Below are 17,627 nucleotides of genomic sequence, written 5' to 3'. Positions count from 1 at the left end.
GACCTTTGAGGCCGAGTAGCAAAGTGGTTATGCTCCGGATTGCAAATCCGTCTACGCCGGTTCGATTCCGACCTCGGCCTCCACCATTCGAAAGCCCCGCAGATTAACGTCTGCGGGGTTTTTCTTTGTGCGTAGAAAACCCGGATCGTTTCCGCATCTTCAGGTATCGTTTCCGCATCAGCCCTTTACTTGGTCGGACTGACCACCTCGCCGACGCGGCGATAAACGCGCTTGGTGATTTCCTCCTTGGAGTGCCCAAGCAGCCGGCTGGCGTGGCTGATGTCCTCGATTTCCGACGCTGCCTTCGGTCGAATATCGCGGAACTGGAACTGCCGAACTTTCGTTGCCAGGTCTGTGTTGCCATCGGCGGTCAGCTTCCGAGCTGCCTTGTCACGCGCTTCGCTGAAGCGGTTCCTCAGCATTTCCCAGCTCATACGCAGGCCTGAGTCGTTGGTGATGAGGCGTGAGTTGCGCACACCCTGAAGCTTGCGCCGCTCGAGCAGCGCCTCGATGAACAGACCAAGGCCGGTCAGCTCGCCATTGACATGCCGGCGAATGCGTAACTTCTTGTCGGTCTTGTTCTGGTCGACCCACAGGTAGTCTTCGTCGAGGTCGACGGTGCTGAACTTCAGTGTGTCGGCGGGTCGCTGGCCGGCCAAATAGGCCAAGTCCATAGCGTCCTTGAGGCCCTGATCGCCCTCGGCATATACCGCATCCCAGATTTCGTCGGCCGCGTAGAAGTCTCGTACCTTCTCCTTGTTGCGGCGAACTGCCAGGCATGGGTTGCGCTCGGCAAAGCCCCATTCCATGGCTATGGTGAAAACGTGCGAGAGCAGGGCGATCTCCCGGTTTGCCCGGGTTTTAGCACTGCGGGCGTCCCGGTACTGGGCAATGACCGGCGGGCTGACTGCCTCGATCGGCGCGTCAGCGAAAGCCTTGCGCAGGCGCTCCAGCTCGTACTTGTTGTCCTTTTGCGTACGCGGTGACTTGCCCGGGATGATGTCCCGCTCGTACCGGTCAAACAGCTCGCCCATCGTCGCCATCACTTTCGGCTTCGCCTTGTGCTCCAGGCGCGCCCATTCCAGCTTGGCCTCAGCGAGGTCAGTCCCCAGCGGCACTTCCTGCCGCTTCCCGTCTGCATCCCTCCCGTCGTAGTAGTAACCAACCCACAGCTTGCCGCTTTTGAGCTTGCGGACCCGCCGCAGCATTCTGGGCGGCAGGTCCTTGTTCGATGCCTTCCTGTTGCGCATCCGTTACCCCACGCGCGATAAGTCCAATGTCCAGGTTTCAGTTGTTGCATTCGTCGCGTTTGGCTTCACGCCAGCCATTTTCAAGCGGGCGTATACCCGCCCCACAACGGGCCGCCGGGCCCGGGTAAGCGTGTACTGCCAGCCGTTGTTGGCCAGCCAGGCGATTTGTTTGCTCGGGATCTGGTAGCCGGTGATGCGGATCACCTCTTCCTCGTCGAGAAACTCGCTTGCATGTTCCATGGATGGTCTCCACGCCGCCGGTGGCGGCAGGCTAGTCAGGCGGGGATTTTGTCCAGTACCGAGTTGGCTTCCTTGATGGCTGCCTGGGCGTCGTTGACGTAGGCCGGGTCGAATCCGCCGGCGTAGTGGATCACGCGCTGGCAGGCGTCCAGCTCCTTGGGTGCCAGGCGCAGGGCATGGACAAGCTTGTCTTGCAGCGCGCCTTCGGCTCGCCCGATATCCCAGAACTCCTGGCCCCAGTGGCCAGCTGGTGGAGGGTTGTTGTTCTGCTTGCCGAGAGCCATGGCGCCGATGACGGCGTCACATAGCAGGCGCTTGTAGATGTTCTCGCCATCCAGGCCTAGGCCACCGCGCCGACGCAGGGTGTTGACGACCTCGTCGACGTTCAGGCCGCTATCCTTGAGCACAAGGTCGAGCTCTGGCTTGTTCGGGGTGTAGATGACCAGGGCGAGCTTGGCTTCGGGCCAGAGGTCGGCCGCAATGCGCTCCAGGCAGTCATTGGCGGTTTGATGAAATTGCTGAGTTGCGGACATAGGAAATCCTCGCCCATGCATGTCGGCGGGCTTGAGTTGTAGGGGGAGGGGTAGGCTTGGATCAGCCGCAGCGGATGCGCGGCGAATGGAAGGGCTGCGGGCGCGCAGGGCGTACGGCTTCGAAGTACAGCGTCCACATGTCGTCCCACGCTTCTTTCATGGTGGCGCCCTGGCCCGTGCAGCCCATACGGCGGCACCACCAGGAGCCGTTCCAGTAGGTCATGCGCGCTTTCATGGCATCAGCTCCTTCGGCACTTGGACGGTATCGCCGAGCTTGTGGTTGACGAGGCCCCGGCAGAACGCGATCAGGGCCGTGGGGCCGTAGCACCAGACTCCTGCACCGGCGGGGCCGCCTGCGTAGTGCAGGTCATCTGGAAGCCCAGGAATGTGCTGTGCGGTGCCGCTGTGCTTGTCGATCAGCAGGCCACCCTGTCCCCAGTTGGTGGATGGGCGCCAACCGAAGCCATCTGCAGCGCCACGGATGCTTATGCTGCAAGGCAAGCCGCCTGGGTGCCACACGGTTGTTCGGCATTCCGGATCGATGGTGAATCCTTCGGCCATTGCCACAGCCCAGTCAAGCGGAGCGCCGGCCAGGTTGGATACCCTCACTTCGATCAGGTCGGTCATACCAGCACCTCGTCGGGCACATCAAAGAATCCTAGTCGCCCCTTCATCGGGACAAACGGGAGCGGCTTTGGATCGCGCAGCACGAACCCTTTCTCGCCCATGTACCAAGGCGATTCGCTGTGATCGACGCTGTCGATGAGCTCAACTGAGCCAATGACCCCGCCTCGCAACAAGTTGTCAGGCGGCACCGGGAAGGGCGGCTTGATCCCCCTGCAGGCCATGAAATCAAAGGCCGCGAGAAACTCACGACGTGTCATGCCGCTGGCGGCGTGTACCAAGAAACGGCCTCGGAACTTCGTGTGCCAGGTTCGATTCTCGATGTCCTTGCCACCGCTGATGATCAGCCAGGCCCATGGCTGTCTGATTGAAAGTGCCTTCACAGTCGATACCTCTCATCAATCCAGCGCCCAGGCGCCAGAGCGGGTGTAGGTTCGGGTTGGGTTTCGTGCGGGGAGAACTGGCGCTTGTTGCCGGCCTGCAGCTGGCTGTCGGGAAGGCAGCTGATGCCGATCCCATTCAGCAGGTAGCAGGTGACGCCGCGCTGGCTGTCGTGCTGTACGTCGATGACGTTCTCTTGGGGCTGAGGTGCTGCGCTGGCGCCGGTGGCCAGCATCAGGAAGCAGAGGGCGAGCCGGGTCATGCTTGGGCCTCCAGGCGCTCACTGGCAACCATGTCGATGAATGCTTGGGGCAGCTCAACCGCTTCATAGCCTGGCGACCATGACAATGGCGGGCACTTGGCAATCATTTCGTTGAGCAGCTCGAACGCAGCCAGCAGCTGATCGTCGCTCACCTCGCCGTCTTCCGGCAGGTCATCGCAAAAGTGGTCGTTCGGGTCGATCTGCCTGGGGTAGTTCGGGGTGCAGAAAACCAGCCTCAGGTCGGCCAGATCCACCTCATGTTCGATGAGGTAGTCCCGCAGGTCTTCCTCGTCGAAGAAGTACAGGTCGCCGTCGTATTCAGTGATTGCTTCGCCGGCCCACACGCGCTTCGGCATGGCTGCAAACTTGGCGGCCCGACTCTCTGCGTGACAGGTCTCGCACCAACCGGTTGTGGCATGGATTGGGTGCTCTGGGTTCTTCGCGCAGTGGCGGTGGGTCGAGCCGCAGTAGCGGGCCATGTGTTCGTCCTTGCCCCAGAAACGGCCTGTCGCATCAACCCAGCCGGTAACGGTCTGGAGGCTGGCGGCTTCGGGGGATTCGTACATCACAACTTTTTCTTCGCGCACGGGGATTCCTTCGCCGCCATATCGCGGCAGCTGATTGAAGTGGATGGTGTAGGATGAATGTTGAGCAGGATGCTAACCGCCGTTTGGCGCCCAGTGGGTGCCAGCAGACGGTGACAGGGATCAAAAAGCACCATAGTGCTGTCGCAGCACCAGTGCAGGTTTGAATTCTGCTGCCTTGCGAGATGAAAAATGCCACTAGAAAAAAAGTTTGCGGCATACCAACTCCTCAGAGAGCTGGATGCAGTGACCTCTTCGATCATGAACCAAGTGGTTTATGGACGCATGGGAGACTTATCGTGGAAGGAGACTCAAGCCCTGCATAGGGACATCTTTGAAAAGTGGATGAGCTTCGCTGCCACGCTCGACTCGCCCGACCTGTATGGCCCCAGACCCCAAGGGAGCCGTGATAGGGATTCGGATGAGGTCCAGTCCGGCTAATACTTATACATAAAATCGCGCTTTGTATAAGTTATTGCCGGTCGTCCACAGGTCATTTATTTGGCGTCAAATAAGTTGAATCAATTTAGTTGTTGCGATAAGAAATAATTCTCACAACAGCTAAGGACCTAGGACGATGGTAAGGGAGCGTGGCGAGTGCTTCTGGCAGTGGGGCGATCCAGAATTACACACCAGAACCCACAACGAAACGTTGAGTGACGGTTCGCAAATCGATGTCCAGGTCCGTCTTTCGAGAATCGGCGCGACCCAGATGTTCATTGGTGTTTACGGTCCCAGTGGAGCGCTGATCCACGAAGAGAGCTTCGACTCTCGCCCAGGCGAGACCATGACGCGGGCGATGGCCTGGGGTGTTGGGCGTGCCCGTCACATGGCAAGCGAAGCCCAATCGCCGCCCCGCAAGGTCGTATCGAGGTGAGCAGCCTCAGAACTGTCGCCTGGCGCAGCTGCAGTCGGTCATAGGCCCAAGGCCGACCGCTGTCTGACCTACCTCGGCCGCATCCCGCTCAGCCTCTTCTATGGTCCACCAGAAAGCGGTACCAACCATCTAGGCTATAGGCTCGGGGTGGGGCTTCGGCCTGGGTGCGTTTCGCGGTACCCCGCCAGGAACAGCAGATAGTCGCTGTGGGTGCGCTGGTCTTCGAAGCCGGCGCTGTCCTTGCGCAGCTCCGCCTCGCCCAGGCCGAGTGGGTTGAGCCTGATGAACACATCGCGTGGGTCGGTGTTGCTGGATCGGTTTTCTGTGGGCATGGGTAACTCCTTGCGAATGAGTTAACATCGCGACTCGCGAATCCTTGGTCTATGAGATGAATTACGAGAATCGCCTTATATGCTTTTTCGACTTGCTGGGCTTCTCAGCGGCTATCAAGCAAGCTGAGCAAGAGCCGGCTATAGCCGCGTCGCTCTTCAAGATCTTTAGTGAGTTCAAAGACGGTGGCCTTGAGTCGGCTCTGTACGGAGCCATCCCATTTCTGGATGTCGACGGGATGAAGACTTGCCAGGACTATTACGGTGATTCGCTAATGGAACACGCCGACCAAACGTATCGGCTTGTAGCCACACAGTTTTCTGACTCTTTCGTCATCTCAGCCCCTGCAGATAACTTCGCTGCTTGCGATCTTCTGCTACGAGCAGTTCAGATTATCCATTTCCAATTTTTCTTTAGCCTGGGAATGCTGATGCGTGGAGGGATAACTGTAGGAAAATTGGTGCATGAACGTGGTGGGGCGTTGTTTGGGCCAGCGATGATTGAAGCCTACGAGCTCGAAAGCAAACACGCGGTGTACTCGCGAGTGCTGGTATCAAAGGACGCGGCTACGTTCATTGATGAAAAACTCAGCTTCAGTCATCTGAAGTCGGCGTTTTTCCAAGGCTTCGATGGGTTTCGGGTGTTTGATCTTGTCTCAGCTCTGCTCCATTCGTCTCGATTTAGGAAGGAGAGAAGTGGGGTGGAGAGGCAACTGCGTGCCGTTGAGCAGGACATCATTCATAACGCTCCTGCGGCCCATCCCAAGATCGCGTATTTGCTAGACCGCTGGCAGCAAGACGTTCATTTGTTCTCGGAAAATGACGCTACGCAGCCAGTCGCTGATAAAGCTCAATGAGGTCGGAGGCATTGGCAGCGACCAGTGCCCGGGCTTCGTCTTTGCAGACGCTGTTGCCCAGCAACTTCACCTGGTCTGCGCCGGAGATTGGCTTCCAGTACAGCCGGCCGGTTTCTTCATCGAGGAACAGCCCGCGGTCGATGATGTAGTCGGCCCGGAAGCCTTGGGCGCGCTTCAGCTCGTGGGGCTTGAGCATGCGCAGGGTGATGTCGACCATCACGTAATCGCCAACCATCACAACGTCGGCGTGCTCGGTGAAGTGCTGCGGCAGGTACTTGCGCATGAAGGCTGCGCACTTGCGGGCCCCGGCCAGTTGCTCGTCGGTCAGCGTGTGGCTGTGCAGCTGGACGACCTGCACGACTGCCATCCGATCCTTTGACGGGATGGTGTGCACTGGCTCCCGCATCGAGATCCCGTCCTTCTCCGCGCCGTAGTACTTGACCATGTAGGCCGTGACCAGGCGCTGGTTGGAGCCCTTGCCCAGGATCGTCGAGAACGGATCGTCCGCGCTGCGACCATCGCCTTTGTAGAACCCGCCGTTCGCTTGCTCAAGGTGGGCCGAGGCTATGGCGTGGTGCCCGCCGCTGCGCGTGATGCAGCCGACAGGGCCGTCTACCGGTGACCCGACGCAACCGTTGCGCAGCGTGACCAGGTTGGCAGAGATCAGCGCGAAGTGGCCGCCTTTGACCTGGGCTACCTGTGTCCGTAGCGGCTCTTCGGCGTCGAAGGTTCGCTGCGTCGATCCGTTGGCGTGCTCCGTGAGGCAGCCGGCCACGGCCATCGCCGGCTGAACCAAGGCGTGATGCGTGCCTCCGCCGCTGATGGTCGAGACTGGATCGACCACGCTGTGTGTGCTGGTGTGCGACTTCGAGGTGCCGCGCAGCGGGACTATGAACGGGTCGTTGCAGGCCAGGGTGTGCCGCCACAGGCCTTTCGCGATTCGGTTCATCGTGTTTTCCACCAGAGCGTCGTCGCGGAAGATCGTGCGGCCCTGCAGTTCCCAGTCGATACACTCGGCGGCGGAACGCCAGGCCTTTTGGCCCTTGCCCGGCTTCTTGTGATGCGTAGGCGCCGGCCAGACGATTGGCTTGCCATCTCGTCGGGCGATACCGTACAGACGCTTGCGGATGGTAGGGGCGCCTTGGTCCGCAGCGACCCGCACCTGGTGCTCGAAGTTGTAGCGCAGGCCGCGCACCAGCGCTTGCTTGGGCACGTAGTCGCCGATCTCGGCCAGGATCTCCGGCAGATCCGGGTGATCTTCCGGTATACCGTTGCCCAGCACGTTGACGAAGGCCTGGAACGTGCGGCCTTTCTCGGCCTTGATCGGGCGACCCTCATCGTCGAGCGGACCCCAGTCGGCGAACTCTTCGACATTCTCAAGGAAGATCAGGCGGGGGCTCGTCTGGTAGGCCCAGCGGACTATCACCCAGGCCAGGCCGCGAATCTTGCGGTTGCGCGGCTTTCCGCCCTTCGCCTTGCTGTGGTGGCGGCAGTCTGGCGACGCCCACAGGATGCCGACCGGCTGACCTTTAGTTGCCAGGATGGGGTCGACCTCAAACACATCGGCAACGTAGTGTTCGGTGTTCGGATGATTGGCTCGGTGAACGGCCAAGGCGACCCGGTTGTGGTTTACCGCAACGTCCGGCTCGCGATACGCCTCGGCTATACCGCTGCTGGCGCCGCCGCCACCGGCGAAGAGATCGACGACCAGCTCCTTTTCGAAGGGCAGGGCGAGGGAGGTCATACAGGTCATGTTGTGGTCCTTGCGTGCAGGCGCCGCCCTCGCCGGGGAGGCGTTCATCGTTTGAGAGGGGAAGGCGCTGGCGGGCAGCGCCGGAGGGTCAGGCGGCAGCGGCCTGCGCTTTGATCGCCATGATTGCGTTGGCGGCGTGACGGACGTAGAACAGGCGGGTCATCACGGCACCGGCTGGCTTGTTCAGGCGCCATTCCCAGGTGTCGGAGACACAGAGCAGCTTCTCGTGTTCGCTGAGGAAGTCGTGCGCCGCGATGCTCTCGTCGCGCCCGGTGCTGGTCAGCTCCTCGGCTGCTTCGATCAGGTCCGCCAGTTCCTCGAAAGGGAAGTCGCCGTCATGAATGTCCTGATCTCTATGGCCTTTCAGCCAGTCCTTCACGCTCTCGGCTGTCACGCCGCGGCGTTTCTCTTCGGGCGCCCACTCCGGCGTGAGGTCTTCATCCACATCGTGGTAGATGCGATCGCAGACCGCCCAGACGACCCGCTCGATGAAGCCTTCGCCGTCGAACTCGCGATCCTTGCGGAAGGCATCGTCCAGCTTCTCGTAGAGGTAGCCGTCGCTCTGGTGGCGCAAGAAGTCGATGCCGTAGCTGCTGCCGACACGGAAGACCAGGCAGCCGATGTCGCCAGCGATCGACATACCGAAGCGGGTCACGCAGATGTCGAAGGCCAGGTGAATGGTATCTGGCTTCTCACAGCGCCACACCTCGACGCCATTGGCGTTCACCAACTGGGTATAGGTGTGGTCCTTCATCCACTCGGCGACATCGGTGATGCGCTTCTTGCGTTGTTCGTCGTTCATGGCTTTCTCCATGCATGCGCCGCCCTCCGTGGCCGGATGCGACTGTGATATTTTGAGGGTTGAAGTCTCGAAAGTGACCAGTGACTTGAAGCCGGAGCAATGAATGGATAAGCCTGATGACAGGGAAGGCCTTGCTGAAAAAGGTTTTCTATCCGCTGAAATTGAGATTTTTCGTGCTGTCCAGCGCGACAAGTACCAACAATCATTTTTTGATGCTGAGACTGCATCAGGCTCGGCGTATCAACTCATGATGGCTGCTGGTGCCGACCTAAGTCAGCCTCATATGATTGCTTCGTTGACCTTTCTTCAAAGAACTGTCCGGAGCTGTCAGGCTGCGATTATTCTTTGCGAGCGAGGGCTAGTGGTTGACGCGCAGACCTTAACCCGTTCCGCAGTGGAAGCACTGTTTTACGCCGGCGCGCTTATCAATGATCCTTCGGTTTTTTGCAGAATTGCGAGAGAGGGAGACATAGCTGAGGCAAAACAGGCGAAGGCAATGATCCGTTCCTTGTCAGGCAAAGGGCTAACCGAACAAAACATAGCGGACTTGAATGAGGTAAGTCGCCGGGCAGATGGAGGCGGAGCGGGGTTTTCGTGTTTTGACGCCGCTGGCGTCGCAGATTTGATCCCACTGTACGACACAATATACCGGGGCCTTTCTGGGGTTGCGAGCCATGCCACCTTCCGCTCTATGGATTCCTCCATTTTGATGAGGGATGACGTACCAGCTCTCATTACTGGGCCGACCGACTATCATTTGGAATTCACCCTAGGGCTAATTAAGGTTTGTCTTGATGTATCAAGTATAAAGTTGCGTGAGAACTTCATATTCGACGAATGACAGTAGTTTGCGCATCGTCACCGAGGCTTCAAAATTTCGTCCCCGGGATCCTGCTGGATCATCAGCATACTCTTCCGGTCGAATGCCAGGGCCAGGCGCGGCGAGATGCTGATCTCGTGCCGCGGCGGGGTGAGAAACTTCGCCGCGTGCAGCCTGCCCAGTGCGTGGATGCCGTGGATCAGCGCCTCGATCATCTGGCTGTAGGTGGCGCCTGCCCAACCGCATATGGCGCGCAGATGCTGCCCGGTTCGCTTCCTGGCTGACAGCCGCAGCGGCTCGGTCCGCACCACAGTTCGGTGACCCTCGATTTCGTGGCGCGCGATCCGTAACAGAGCGTGATGCCCGAGCGCTTCGATGTGATGAATCATCAGCGTCATCGCCTCGCCCTGTTCTTGGATCCCGGCCCACTCCATCAGCTCCAGCAGGGCCTGCTTAGTCCCTGGTCGAACCTTCAAGCGCAGGTCTTCTTCCTGGTGCTTTGCTGACTTCTCGCGTCGGCGCCGGTCGCGCTCTGCCTGGTCCATCGCCATACGGCACCTCCTTCAATCCGCTGGGCGGTAGGTTGAATTGCTCACGCCGCCTTGTTCTTTGCAGCGCGCTTCGGATTTTTCTGTTCAATCTCAAGATCCATGTCGTTCCAGCCGGCCAAGAACCAAGAGCCGTGGAACGTGTGAAAAGCGAATGGGTTGGCCATCTTGCCGCCACCGTTGCGGCGGCATTCCCGGCCAAGGTAGTAGACGCTGGGGTGCTCGCCGTGGTCGCTCATGGCCTATCCCCGATACCGCTGAAGCGGGAAGCTGATCTTGAATGCCGCCAGGATCCGCTCCAGCTTGCGATTTCCGATTCCGAGTACTGCAGTTGCCCGGCAGCGGGACATACCATCGTCGCGCAAGGCGATGATCCGATCTGCCAGCTCTCGATCAGCAGCCTCTTGAGCGGCGGCGTCCTTCACTGGCTGCACCTGGCGCGGCGGTTTGCAGAACCTGAATCCTTCGCGAGCGGCTACGCCCCAAAGCGCTCCCTTGGTCTCGCCAAGGAGCTTCGCTACCTCGCCACAGGTCATGGTCTTGGCGAGTTCTGCGATCTGCGCAGCGCGAGTTCTGGCGCGGCTTTGCTGCGGGTGTTCCGACTTATGCGCAGTAGGCTTGGCTCGCTTCGGCTTGGGCTCCGGGTGCTTGCGCTGCGGCAGCGGCCGGTAGGTGAAGCCCTCCAGCACGATGAGCTGGCCGCCAGACGAGAAGAAGGCTGCTTTTGCGGCCTCCAGGTCGATTGATTGGTTCATGCTCACCTCACTTGATGCGGATCGAGCTATCGCCGCGCTCCAGATGCGCCCAGCTTGGCTCGCGGATGAGTTCGTCTTCGCAGTCCTCACCGGTGGCCATGCGCTTGCGCACGGCTTCGTTGTGCTCGCGAATGGCCTTGAGCTTTGCGGCGATTGCGTTTTTGTCAGGTGCGATCTTGGTCACCACAGACGTCAGTTCATCCGGTACCGCCTGTTCGTTGTCGACGACTACCTTCTCTTTGCCGGTGACCAGGCTGATGGTGAACAGCGGGCGCTTGATCGTCTTGATGTTGGCCGCGTCCATGTTCCGGCGCAGGTAGTCGGTGATGGCCGTCACGCTGTTGGCCTTGATGCGCTTGAGTTCGTTGAGGCGGTCGATTTCCGCGTCGATCGCGCTGATGTCGCCCTCGATGTTCAGGCGCAACATGACGATGTTGTCGGCCTTCACCTCGAACTCGCCCTGGATGCCGGCCATCGTGTCCTGAATGGCCTGCTTGAGGCCTTCATCGTCGGTGTCACACATGGCGGCGAGTTCGGCCATCTGGCCAGTGAGTGCGTAGAGTTGCGTCATGCTGCGGCCTCCTGCGGTTTGCCGGCTTCTAGGTTCTTCAGTTCAAGGGAGATGCGTGCGGCACCTTTTTCGTCCTTGCGGCCGATGAGCTTGCGCACAGCGTGGTCGTGTATCTTCTTGCGCTCATGCGGAGTCACCGCCTTCTGCATGGTCTCGATCGTGTCCTTGATGAAGTCCAGGCGCTCCTGCTGCTGGCGTTCGATCTCGGCCTGGCGGTCCTCAGCCTGTTCGATCGCCTGCTCGGCCTGGAGCTGCTGAACGTAGTTCTCATCGTCGAACATGCCAAGGAACACGTCGGCGCTGAAGCCCAGCATGGACAGGGCCTTCTTGATGGCGTCGGTCAGCGACTTCTTCGGCGCCTCGCCGTCGGTCGTGGTGCCGTACTTCGACTTGTAGAGGTACTGGGTGCACCCGTACTGCTCGATCTCGCCGCGCTGGCCTTCCAGCACGAACCAGAACTTGATCTTGATGGTGTGATTGAGCTCGAAGCCCAAGCTGACGCGCTTGTCGCCTTCGCCGCTGAACATCTCGGCGCCCTTGTCGAAGCGCTCCTCAACCACGTTCCAGCCGAAGCCGATGCCGGCCGGACCGAAAACCTCGGTGGCCTTCATGATCATGGCGGTGCCGTTCAGGCTGGTGATCTGCTGGCCGCCGACCTTGGCGTCCTTGGTGAATCGGGTGTCGGTCGTCTGGACCTTTTCCCAGATGCTCATGTTGTTGGTCATTTCAGGCTCCAGCAGCTTACGCCGTCAGCTTCTTGATGATTGCGTCGCCGATCTGCTCCTCGATCAGGCTGCGCAGCTCCTCGCTGCTGTACCGAGCGATGAGGTCGTGCACGCGCTGGTGGATCATCGGCTTGAGTTCGTCGAGGGCCGACTGCATATGCTCGAAGCCCTTGCTCGCTGCGCGATCCCAGGCGTTCGGCGGGCTGAACACCGTCGACGAAGACAGGTTGTTGATGACGCTGATGGCTTTGTCTTTCAGCGTGGCCACCATGTTGCCGTCGAAGTGCTGGTCGACGATCTCGCCAACCAGGTAGTAGGCCGAGTTGCTGATGATGCGCTCGAAGTCTTTCTGAGCATGGGCGGCTGCGGCGGAGCTGAAGGCATCGGTCACGATCCGACGCTTATCCGACTCGCTCAGGTAGTCGTCGACGTTGATAGTTAATTCGGACATTGGGATACACCTCGCGCCAGGCCGGCGCCGTCAGTTGAAAGGGGAAATGCCAGGTCACCCAGGCACGGAGGTACGCTCCAGGCCCTGGCTGCGGTGGATGGTTGCGCGCTCTCGCCGCTTACGCTCCGGGTCGGTCCGGTTATCCCCTAAGGGCCCGCCGGGCTCGGGTGTGTGTTCAGGAAGTGATGCTGCCGGCCAGTGCGCTGGCGAGCATGAAGAAGGTGCAGGCGAAGAGCATGGAGAAGGAGCCACGCCAGGTGACCAGGCGACGGGCCTGCTGGTAGGAGGTCACGCCCGAACCTCGTAGGCCAGCGTGCACATGCCGCAGAGGTAGGCACGGCCCGACCAAGCTGCCGGGTTCTCGATGTGAGCCAGTCGCGCCTGATTCATGGCGTCCTCCATGGTCAGGCCCTTGAACACCAGCAGGATTCGATCGTCTGGCACGGCCTGGGCGACCTCGGCCACCTGGTCGTCAATCAGCGAAGGGAAAACTGGAGTTGTCATGCAGCCTCCTTGCGTCGTTCGGCAATGCGCCGAATGCGCTCGCAGTAGTGTTTGAACTCGTTGGAGTCGATGACGAGGATGGAGAAGTAGGCGACGACCATCGTCTCGGCCTTCGCTTCCTCTACCGGGCCAGAGCCCGGCAAAAGCATCGTCTCGATTGCGGCCTCAATGGCGCGGACCGCCACGCTGTGAGGATTCATCCCGCGTCCTCGGCCTGGGCCAGCACTGCTTCCTTAGCGAAGGGCGTGAGCAGCTGGCGGGCGATCTCCTGTAGTGCTACTTCAGGGCTCGCCACGCTCATGATTTCGTCGGCAGCTGCCGCGGCATCGCTGGTGACCTTGCAGCGCGCGGCCAGGACCAGACGGCCTAGCACCGAATTGCTGATGCCAGACTGCCCAAGCTGGCCCATCACGAACTCATCCACCGCTTGGGCGAAGCGCTCGTAGGTCACTCCACGCTGGCGGAAGTTGCGCTGGAACACTACGTCACGACGCGCCATCAGCTCGGCAATGCCGTCGTCGATCCAGCGTGTCTCAGCTTCCTCGGCCGCGCTCGCGCTCACCGCTGGAGGCAACTGGTTGTCGTAGTGCCATTGTGCTGCTCGAAGTGCGCCCATGGTCGCCTCCATGTGGTGGTCAGTCGGTGTATGCGATGTACTTGAAGCGGCCATTTCCGAAGCTTTCGAATCGGCCACCGAACGTTCCGCGCACTTTCTCCACGACTTGGTCGCGGGTTGTTCCTTCTGGGTAAACGCCTTCGCAGATCTGCGAGGAGTAGGTGTGAGAACTGGTGCGCCAGTCGATCTTGGTCGGGTCAAGCGGACGCGGCTCCCAGCACCGGTAGGCGCCGGTCTCCTTGTTCACGCTGACGACGTAGTCGTTGACTATCTCGTCTTCGGACTCTTCCCAGCCGCACGCTTCGCAGTAGCCACGTGGAGCAGTGCACGAACCGCAGGGCGGGTTGATGTGGCAGCTGCAGTTCTCAACGCCATGCTCTTTGACGACGCCCTTGCAGCCCTTTCGGGCGCAGATGTCGCCTTCGCAGTAACCAAATTCGCTCATGTTGATTTGCTCGATTTGCAACCGCATTGGCCAGGAGCCAGGCGCGGGTGACCAAACCCACCGTGAAAGGTGGCCTGGCACCTGCCAATGCGGTCGATATGTTGGGATGGGGGTAGGAAAGAAACGGGGGGCTGGAGCTGGGTGAAGTAGCAGAGGAGCCGGCGGTAGAGGCCTACTCTGAGCCGCCGGCAGTGAGAATGGTCACTCCACGATGCAGATCCAGCGGTGGTTATGCCGGTAAGGCGCTCTGGTAAATGCGATGTCTGAAACTAGGTACATTCCGCGCTCCTGGAGCGCTTCGGTAAGTTGAGCGAGTGTCTCTGCTTCGATAGTCATTGCTGTTACCTCGTCAGATTTACTGCGTTCATAAATCCTGACCCAGTAGGCAAGTGTCTGATTCAATATTTTTGGCTCACTCGCCTTCGCGACGCCGGTTGAGCAATCGATTTCCCGTCTGGCCCTGTCGCCAAGGCCAGCCAGTGAAATCTGTGTTTCTCCGCACCCGCTTACCAGGTCATTCACTCAGTTCGGTCAACACCTCGTCCGCCGTCGCAGTGGGCTGCGCGTGGGCAGGCTTTCGGGCCTGTCGGATCGCCGGTCGCCGGTAGAGGCAAGTGCGGTTTTGTTCATCGGTTTACTGACCTCCCACCGATGGAGCCGGGAGTGACCTAACCGGCTGGGCCGGGTAGTCGGGCATGGCGCTGGCTGTTAAAGAGCGGCGGCCTGAGAGGGCCTCTGCAGTCACTCGTGAGTGACTGCTTGAGATGGACGATAAGCCAATGCCTAATTCTTGTAAATAGGTAATGCCTAACTTTTTCATGCGTGCCTAATCTGCTATCCGGGCTTGCATCATTCGATGGCTCGGGTAAGCTCCGCCTAATACTGGATGGATGTACAGTTAACGGAGGAAGGAATGGCCAAACAGAAGAAGTCGTCGCCGCAGGCTCGCCAGGAGATGACCGGGCTGGAGCGCCTTGGCTTGCGGGTCTCGTCGATGATCAATCACCCGATCGCGCAAGCTCAGCGCTGGGTGACGATCCATCGCCTGGACACGGATGGAGACATGGAATGGGAGGAGGTGATGGGCCTGCTGGCCGAAACGCCAGAACTGGACCTGACGTTCAATGATGACGAGAGCGTGACGGTACGGTGGGAGCCGCAGAGCGCAGACGATCGAGACCTAGTCGTGGAGAAAGACTGGGAAGAGGAGAGGGTGGAGGAAGAGGCGCCTTTTTAGCGGATGGAATCAGTAGCCTGCCCACCTATCCAGCATGGATGGAAAGCCAGTAGCGACTTCTATGGAGGCGTAGTACGGTCCGCCTTCAACAAACCGCCCGGTTCGTTGCCCCCAATCCCACGGACCGGGACTCTCATGACCTGGGAGGTCGAATGGAAGTCGCTCGAAAGATCAGCCAACAGGAATTGGATAACGCTCTAGTAGCCTTCGCCCGCTACAAAATCGGAGAAATCAAAATCTTCGACTTGGAGCAGGCAATGAGCTTCGAAGCTGGCGAAGCCTTATCCCAAAGCGAGCTGGTCCGGTTCTCAATAACCAAGATGGTGTCCGGACGGTATCGCATTAGCGATGAAGGGGAGAACGCCATTACACCGGCTGGTCGGGATCGCCTTGAGGTGATCCGCGCCTGATTATAGGCAAGCCTGGCAACGGCCACCGACAGCTCATGCGGCCATCTGCAAAACACAGGCAAAGAAAAGCCCGCACTGCTATGCGGGCTAACGTAGGGAAGCGGATGAGTCTCAACTGTGCAGGGTAGGGCGTGAAAAAAGCGTGAAGGCATGAAAAAGCCCGCAAATGCGGGCTTATAATTGCGGCGGGGTTAGCCAATGAATTTTGCGGCAGTGAAGGCTAGGCCGGCTAGGACCACAGAGATTTGCACGAAACGCCATGTAGCATCAGCTACAGTCTTCTGAACATCCGTTGCGATAGAGTGGCGAACTGCTTCCAGATCGGATTTTGTAGCCATTGTCTTCTCGATGGTGTCCAGCTTTGTCTCAACGCGAGCCAGCCTCTCCCTGATGTCCGGGATTGCTTTCTCCAATGCTGCTACGCGAGATTCCAAATCTGATCCTCCTCCGTTGCCGCCAGTATGGCTGCCCCCGGACCCAGTGTCACCCCTAGCCGATCCAGGAAATGCTCGAATATTAGTCGACATTTTTCGAGTTTTGCTCCTTGATCCATGCCCACACCCGCGACGCGGCGATCATTTTAGATTGCGAGCAATGGTTGCATGCTTGCCAAAAAAACCAATGCTCATTGAACTCGTCTCGGACGTCCTTCATGGTCATCACAGATGGCGTTGCTTCTGAGTCAATGATTAATTCGAACTCTCCGCTTCCGCAAGGGCATGCGTTAGAGCCGATACGTTCATTTATGTACTTGTTGACGTCTTTATCACTGATCTGCAGTGTTTCGACGGCCATGCTGCTGGTGTATTCCATGGATGCCTCTACCTGATTCTGATCGGCTAGTTTCAATGGTCAGACTAGATGCGCATTCCAGACCAGCAGCACCCTGGCCTGGATGTAGGTCATGTCTCTGCGGATTAACCGATCCTTATGCCGCGGGTTGTCCGAAATCATCTCGAAGTGCTCCTCATCAGCCACCTGCAGGCGCTTAATATAGAGCAGGTCATCCCAGACGAAGAGGTAAATCCCGTCGCCCACGAATTCGCGGACGTTGATATTCACAATAAGCGGGTCGCGGTGCTTGATGGTGGGCTCCATCGACTGGCCCCAGCCGGTGACCACCTTCAAGTGGAAGTGCTCTTCGAACTCAACACCCAACTCGCGGAGATGGCTCGGGCTGACGCGGATATCCTTGAGCATTTCCGGGTAGTCGTGCGTGGCCTGGCCGTTGCCCATGGCCGCACGCACATCGTAGTGAGCAATCCGAACCTCATCCCCGACGAGCCCAGGGCGAGAGAAGTCGACGGTGATTACGTTGCCCTGGTCCGACGCTTCAGCGGCTGCCATCAGCTGCGCGCGAGCACTTTCCGGCAGGTTCTTCCCCTGTTTGGCGAGCATGTTGCGAACCATATCCGCAGCCGAGGTGGGCGCCGGTTCTTCAACCGATACTGAGGCGACGTCCGGCAGGCTCTCGTAGGTAAAGCCTGCGCGCAGCCCCCAATGCTCAGGGCCTACGACATCAGCGAAGTAGGCGATGACGTCCATCAGCTTCGACTTGTCGATTCGGCCGTTTTTCACCCAGCCCTGTACCGACGGAGGCTTCACCTGGAAGTCGTCTGCTAGTTGTTTCTTCGATACGCCCTTGGCGATCCGCGCAGCCTCAATGGCTGCGCCTAATTCTGGTCCGGTAAGCATTGCCTAATTAGGCCAATCGGGGTGCTGGTTAGGCAATGGCTTGTGCCGAATAAGGTAATGCCTTATATTCATCGGTAAATCTCCAGGAGAGAACTCATGAAATCAGCAGAAGCAGCCAAAGAAGCATCCCGCGTGCTGGGCAGCCAGGCGGAATTGGCTCGCCGGCTGAAGGTGGCGGCGCCGACCGTCAACCAATGGTGTTCAGGAGAGCGCACGGTCCCAGCCAAGCGCGCACTCCAGATTGAGGTGCTTACGAATGGCGCTGTGAATCGTGCCGACCTGTGTCCTTCGTTCCCGTGGAACCAGATCGACAGCAATTCGAGCCACGCGCTTTCCGCCGCTTAACCACTTTCCCAGC

The 17,627-nt window shown here is 59.3% G+C and carries 29 protein-coding genes and 1 tRNA gene; 7 read left to right on the top strand and 23 right to left on the bottom strand.

Annotated elements, in window-relative coordinates; genetic code table 11:
- Positions 1–9: 9 nt before the first annotated feature.
- Positions 10–83: transfer RNA gene (locus tag JV551A3_RS20440), tRNA-Cys, on the top strand.
- Between the two features lie 102 nt (positions 84–185).
- Here the strand turns inward: JV551A3_RS20440 and JV551A3_RS20435 are convergent.
- The 8 genes from JV551A3_RS20435 to JV551A3_RS20405 form a co-directional block, all read right to left on the bottom strand.
- Entirely contained in the window at positions 186–1,250 is a 1,065-nt protein-coding gene (locus JV551A3_RS20435; protein ID WP_133973834.1) for a site-specific integrase, read from the bottom strand.
- A gap of 3 nt (positions 1,251–1,253) precedes the next feature.
- The gene (locus tag JV551A3_RS20430; RefSeq protein WP_133973832.1) at positions 1,254–1,490 is read right to left on the bottom strand and encodes a DUF4224 domain-containing protein; all 237 of its coding nucleotides are present in this window, start codon (positions 1,488–1,490) and stop codon (positions 1,254–1,256) included.
- Between the two features lie 35 nt (positions 1,491–1,525).
- Positions 1,526–2,023: a hypothetical protein gene (locus JV551A3_RS20425; RefSeq protein ID WP_133973830.1), complete on the bottom strand. Its 498-nt coding sequence runs from the start codon at positions 2,021–2,023 to the stop codon at positions 1,526–1,528.
- Positions 2,024–2,084: 61 nt separating this feature from the next.
- On the bottom strand, positions 2,085–2,258 hold the full coding sequence (locus JV551A3_RS30745; protein WP_166674280.1) for a hypothetical protein: 174 nt from the start codon (positions 2,256–2,258) through the stop codon (positions 2,085–2,087).
- Positions 2,255–2,650, bottom strand: a complete 396-nt coding sequence (locus JV551A3_RS20420; protein ID WP_133973828.1) for a phage protein NinX family protein — start codon at positions 2,648–2,650, stop codon at positions 2,255–2,257. Before JV551A3_RS20420 ends, JV551A3_RS30745 begins: the two co-directional genes overlap by 4 nt.
- Positions 2,647–3,030 (bottom strand): ASCH domain-containing protein, encoded by a 384-nt coding sequence (locus JV551A3_RS20415; RefSeq protein ID WP_133973826.1) that lies wholly within the window; start codon positions 3,028–3,030, stop codon positions 2,647–2,649. The genes JV551A3_RS20420 and JV551A3_RS20415 overlap by 4 nt, the downstream gene beginning before the upstream one ends.
- The gene (locus tag JV551A3_RS20410) at positions 3,027–3,290 is read right to left on the bottom strand and encodes a hypothetical protein (protein ID WP_133973824.1); all 264 of its coding nucleotides are present in this window, start codon (positions 3,288–3,290) and stop codon (positions 3,027–3,029) included. The genes JV551A3_RS20415 and JV551A3_RS20410 overlap by 4 nt, the downstream gene beginning before the upstream one ends.
- The gene (locus JV551A3_RS20405) at positions 3,287–3,877 is read right to left on the bottom strand and encodes a hypothetical protein (protein WP_133973822.1); all 591 of its coding nucleotides are present in this window, start codon (positions 3,875–3,877) and stop codon (positions 3,287–3,289) included. Before JV551A3_RS20405 ends, JV551A3_RS20410 begins: the two co-directional genes overlap by 4 nt.
- Before the next feature lie 574 nt (positions 3,878–4,451).
- Between JV551A3_RS20405 and JV551A3_RS31095 the strand changes: the two genes are divergently transcribed.
- Positions 4,452–4,751: a hypothetical protein gene (locus JV551A3_RS31095; RefSeq protein WP_133973821.1), complete on the top strand. Its 300-nt coding sequence runs from the start codon at positions 4,452–4,454 to the stop codon at positions 4,749–4,751.
- Positions 4,752–4,885: 134 nt separating this feature from the next.
- Here the strand turns inward: JV551A3_RS31095 and JV551A3_RS30740 are convergent, their stop codons facing one another.
- Positions 4,886–5,083 carry a hypothetical protein gene (locus JV551A3_RS30740; protein WP_166674279.1) on the bottom strand — a complete coding sequence of 66 codons (198 nt, stop codon included), beginning with the start codon at positions 5,081–5,083 and terminating at the stop codon, positions 4,886–4,888.
- A 56-nt stretch (positions 5,084–5,139) separates the two neighbouring features.
- Here JV551A3_RS30740 and JV551A3_RS20395 point away from each other — a divergent pair, with 56 nt between their 5' ends.
- Complete coding sequence (locus tag JV551A3_RS20395) at positions 5,140–5,937, top strand: hypothetical protein (protein WP_128637130.1); 798 nt, start codon at positions 5,140–5,142, stop codon at positions 5,935–5,937.
- Here JV551A3_RS20395 and JV551A3_RS20390 read toward each other — a convergent pair.
- Together JV551A3_RS20390 and JV551A3_RS20385 are read right to left on the bottom strand one after the other, a co-directional pair.
- A complete protein-coding gene (locus JV551A3_RS20390; RefSeq protein ID WP_133973819.1) occupies positions 5,906–7,690 on the bottom strand; it encodes a DNA cytosine methyltransferase in 1,785 nt (594 codons plus the stop codon). The genes JV551A3_RS20395 and JV551A3_RS20390 overlap by 32 nt on opposite strands.
- 88 nt (positions 7,691–7,778) lie before the next feature.
- Complete coding sequence (locus tag JV551A3_RS20385) at positions 7,779–8,492, bottom strand: hypothetical protein (RefSeq protein ID WP_133973817.1); 714 nt, start codon at positions 8,490–8,492, stop codon at positions 7,779–7,781.
- Positions 8,493–8,595: 103 nt separating this feature from the next.
- Here JV551A3_RS20385 and JV551A3_RS20380 point away from each other — a divergent pair, with 103 nt between their 5' ends.
- Positions 8,596–9,333 (top strand): DUF5677 domain-containing protein, encoded by a 738-nt coding sequence (locus tag JV551A3_RS20380; RefSeq protein WP_133973815.1) that lies wholly within the window; start codon positions 8,596–8,598, stop codon positions 9,331–9,333.
- 17 nt (positions 9,334–9,350) lie between these two features.
- Here the strand turns inward: JV551A3_RS20380 and JV551A3_RS20375 are convergent, their stop codons facing one another.
- From JV551A3_RS20375 to JV551A3_RS20330, 10 genes are all read right to left on the bottom strand, one after another.
- Positions 9,351–9,863 (bottom strand): hypothetical protein, encoded by a 513-nt coding sequence (locus JV551A3_RS20375; RefSeq protein ID WP_133973813.1) that lies wholly within the window; start codon positions 9,861–9,863, stop codon positions 9,351–9,353.
- Between the two features lie 41 nt (positions 9,864–9,904).
- Positions 9,905–10,099, bottom strand: coding sequence for a hypothetical protein (locus JV551A3_RS20370; protein ID WP_133973811.1), 195 nt, complete (start codon positions 10,097–10,099; stop codon positions 9,905–9,907).
- 3 nt (positions 10,100–10,102) lie between these two features.
- A complete protein-coding gene (locus JV551A3_RS20365; RefSeq protein ID WP_133973809.1) occupies positions 10,103–10,615 on the bottom strand; it encodes a hypothetical protein in 513 nt (170 codons plus the stop codon).
- Between the two features lie 7 nt (positions 10,616–10,622).
- On the bottom strand, positions 10,623–11,186 hold the full coding sequence (locus tag JV551A3_RS20360) for a siphovirus Gp157 family protein (RefSeq protein ID WP_133973807.1): 564 nt from the start codon (positions 11,184–11,186) through the stop codon (positions 10,623–10,625).
- Complete coding sequence (locus tag JV551A3_RS20355; protein WP_133973805.1) at positions 11,183–11,911, bottom strand: hypothetical protein; 729 nt, start codon at positions 11,909–11,911, stop codon at positions 11,183–11,185. Before JV551A3_RS20355 ends, JV551A3_RS20360 begins: the two co-directional genes overlap by 4 nt.
- A gap of 16 nt (positions 11,912–11,927) precedes the next feature.
- Complete coding sequence (locus JV551A3_RS20350) at positions 11,928–12,362, bottom strand: hypothetical protein (RefSeq protein ID WP_133973803.1); 435 nt, start codon at positions 12,360–12,362, stop codon at positions 11,928–11,930.
- A 288-nt stretch (positions 12,363–12,650) separates the two neighbouring features.
- The gene (locus tag JV551A3_RS20345; protein ID WP_054883267.1) at positions 12,651–12,866 is read right to left on the bottom strand and encodes a hypothetical protein; all 216 of its coding nucleotides are present in this window, start codon (positions 12,864–12,866) and stop codon (positions 12,651–12,653) included.
- Positions 12,863–13,066 (bottom strand): hypothetical protein, encoded by a 204-nt coding sequence (locus JV551A3_RS20340; protein ID WP_133973801.1) that lies wholly within the window; start codon positions 13,064–13,066, stop codon positions 12,863–12,865. The genes JV551A3_RS20345 and JV551A3_RS20340 overlap by 4 nt, the downstream gene beginning before the upstream one ends.
- Positions 13,063–13,482: a hypothetical protein gene (locus tag JV551A3_RS20335; RefSeq protein ID WP_133973799.1), complete on the bottom strand. Its 420-nt coding sequence runs from the start codon at positions 13,480–13,482 to the stop codon at positions 13,063–13,065. The genes JV551A3_RS20340 and JV551A3_RS20335 overlap by 4 nt, the downstream gene beginning before the upstream one ends.
- Before the next feature lie 19 nt (positions 13,483–13,501).
- The gene (locus tag JV551A3_RS20330; RefSeq protein WP_235874618.1) at positions 13,502–13,954 is read right to left on the bottom strand and encodes a hypothetical protein; all 453 of its coding nucleotides are present in this window, start codon (positions 13,952–13,954) and stop codon (positions 13,502–13,504) included.
- A gap of 886 nt (positions 13,955–14,840) precedes the next feature.
- Here JV551A3_RS20330 and JV551A3_RS20320 point away from each other — a divergent pair.
- A complete protein-coding gene (locus JV551A3_RS20320) occupies positions 14,841–15,164 on the top strand; it encodes a DUF1654 domain-containing protein (RefSeq protein ID WP_133973793.1) in 324 nt (107 codons plus the stop codon).
- A gap of 152 nt (positions 15,165–15,316) precedes the next feature.
- On the top strand, positions 15,317–15,574 hold the full coding sequence (locus JV551A3_RS20315) for a hypothetical protein (RefSeq protein ID WP_133973792.1): 258 nt from the start codon (positions 15,317–15,319) through the stop codon (positions 15,572–15,574).
- A gap of 516 nt (positions 15,575–16,090) precedes the next feature.
- Here JV551A3_RS20315 and JV551A3_RS20305 read toward each other — a convergent pair.
- Complete coding sequence (locus JV551A3_RS20305) at positions 16,091–16,387, bottom strand: hypothetical protein (RefSeq protein WP_133973788.1); 297 nt, start codon at positions 16,385–16,387, stop codon at positions 16,091–16,093.
- 39 nt (positions 16,388–16,426) lie between these two features.
- The gene (locus JV551A3_RS20300) at positions 16,427–17,269 is read right to left on the bottom strand and encodes a S24 family peptidase (protein ID WP_133973786.1); all 843 of its coding nucleotides are present in this window, start codon (positions 17,267–17,269) and stop codon (positions 16,427–16,429) included.
- 96 nt (positions 17,270–17,365) lie between these two features.
- Between JV551A3_RS20300 and JV551A3_RS20295 the strand changes: the two genes are divergently transcribed.
- Positions 17,366–17,614 carry a transcriptional regulator gene (locus JV551A3_RS20295; protein WP_133973784.1) on the top strand — a complete coding sequence of 83 codons (249 nt, stop codon included), beginning with the start codon at positions 17,366–17,368 and terminating at the stop codon, positions 17,612–17,614.
- Positions 17,615–17,627 lie beyond the last annotated feature (13 nt).

The sequence above is a fragment of the Pseudomonas inefficax genome, assembly GCF_900277125.1.
Taxonomy (GTDB): domain Bacteria; phylum Pseudomonadota; class Gammaproteobacteria; order Pseudomonadales; family Pseudomonadaceae; genus Aquipseudomonas; species Aquipseudomonas inefficax.
The sequence above is the reverse complement of the archived record's forward strand: the minus strand, read 5'-3'. Positions and strand labels throughout refer to the sequence as shown.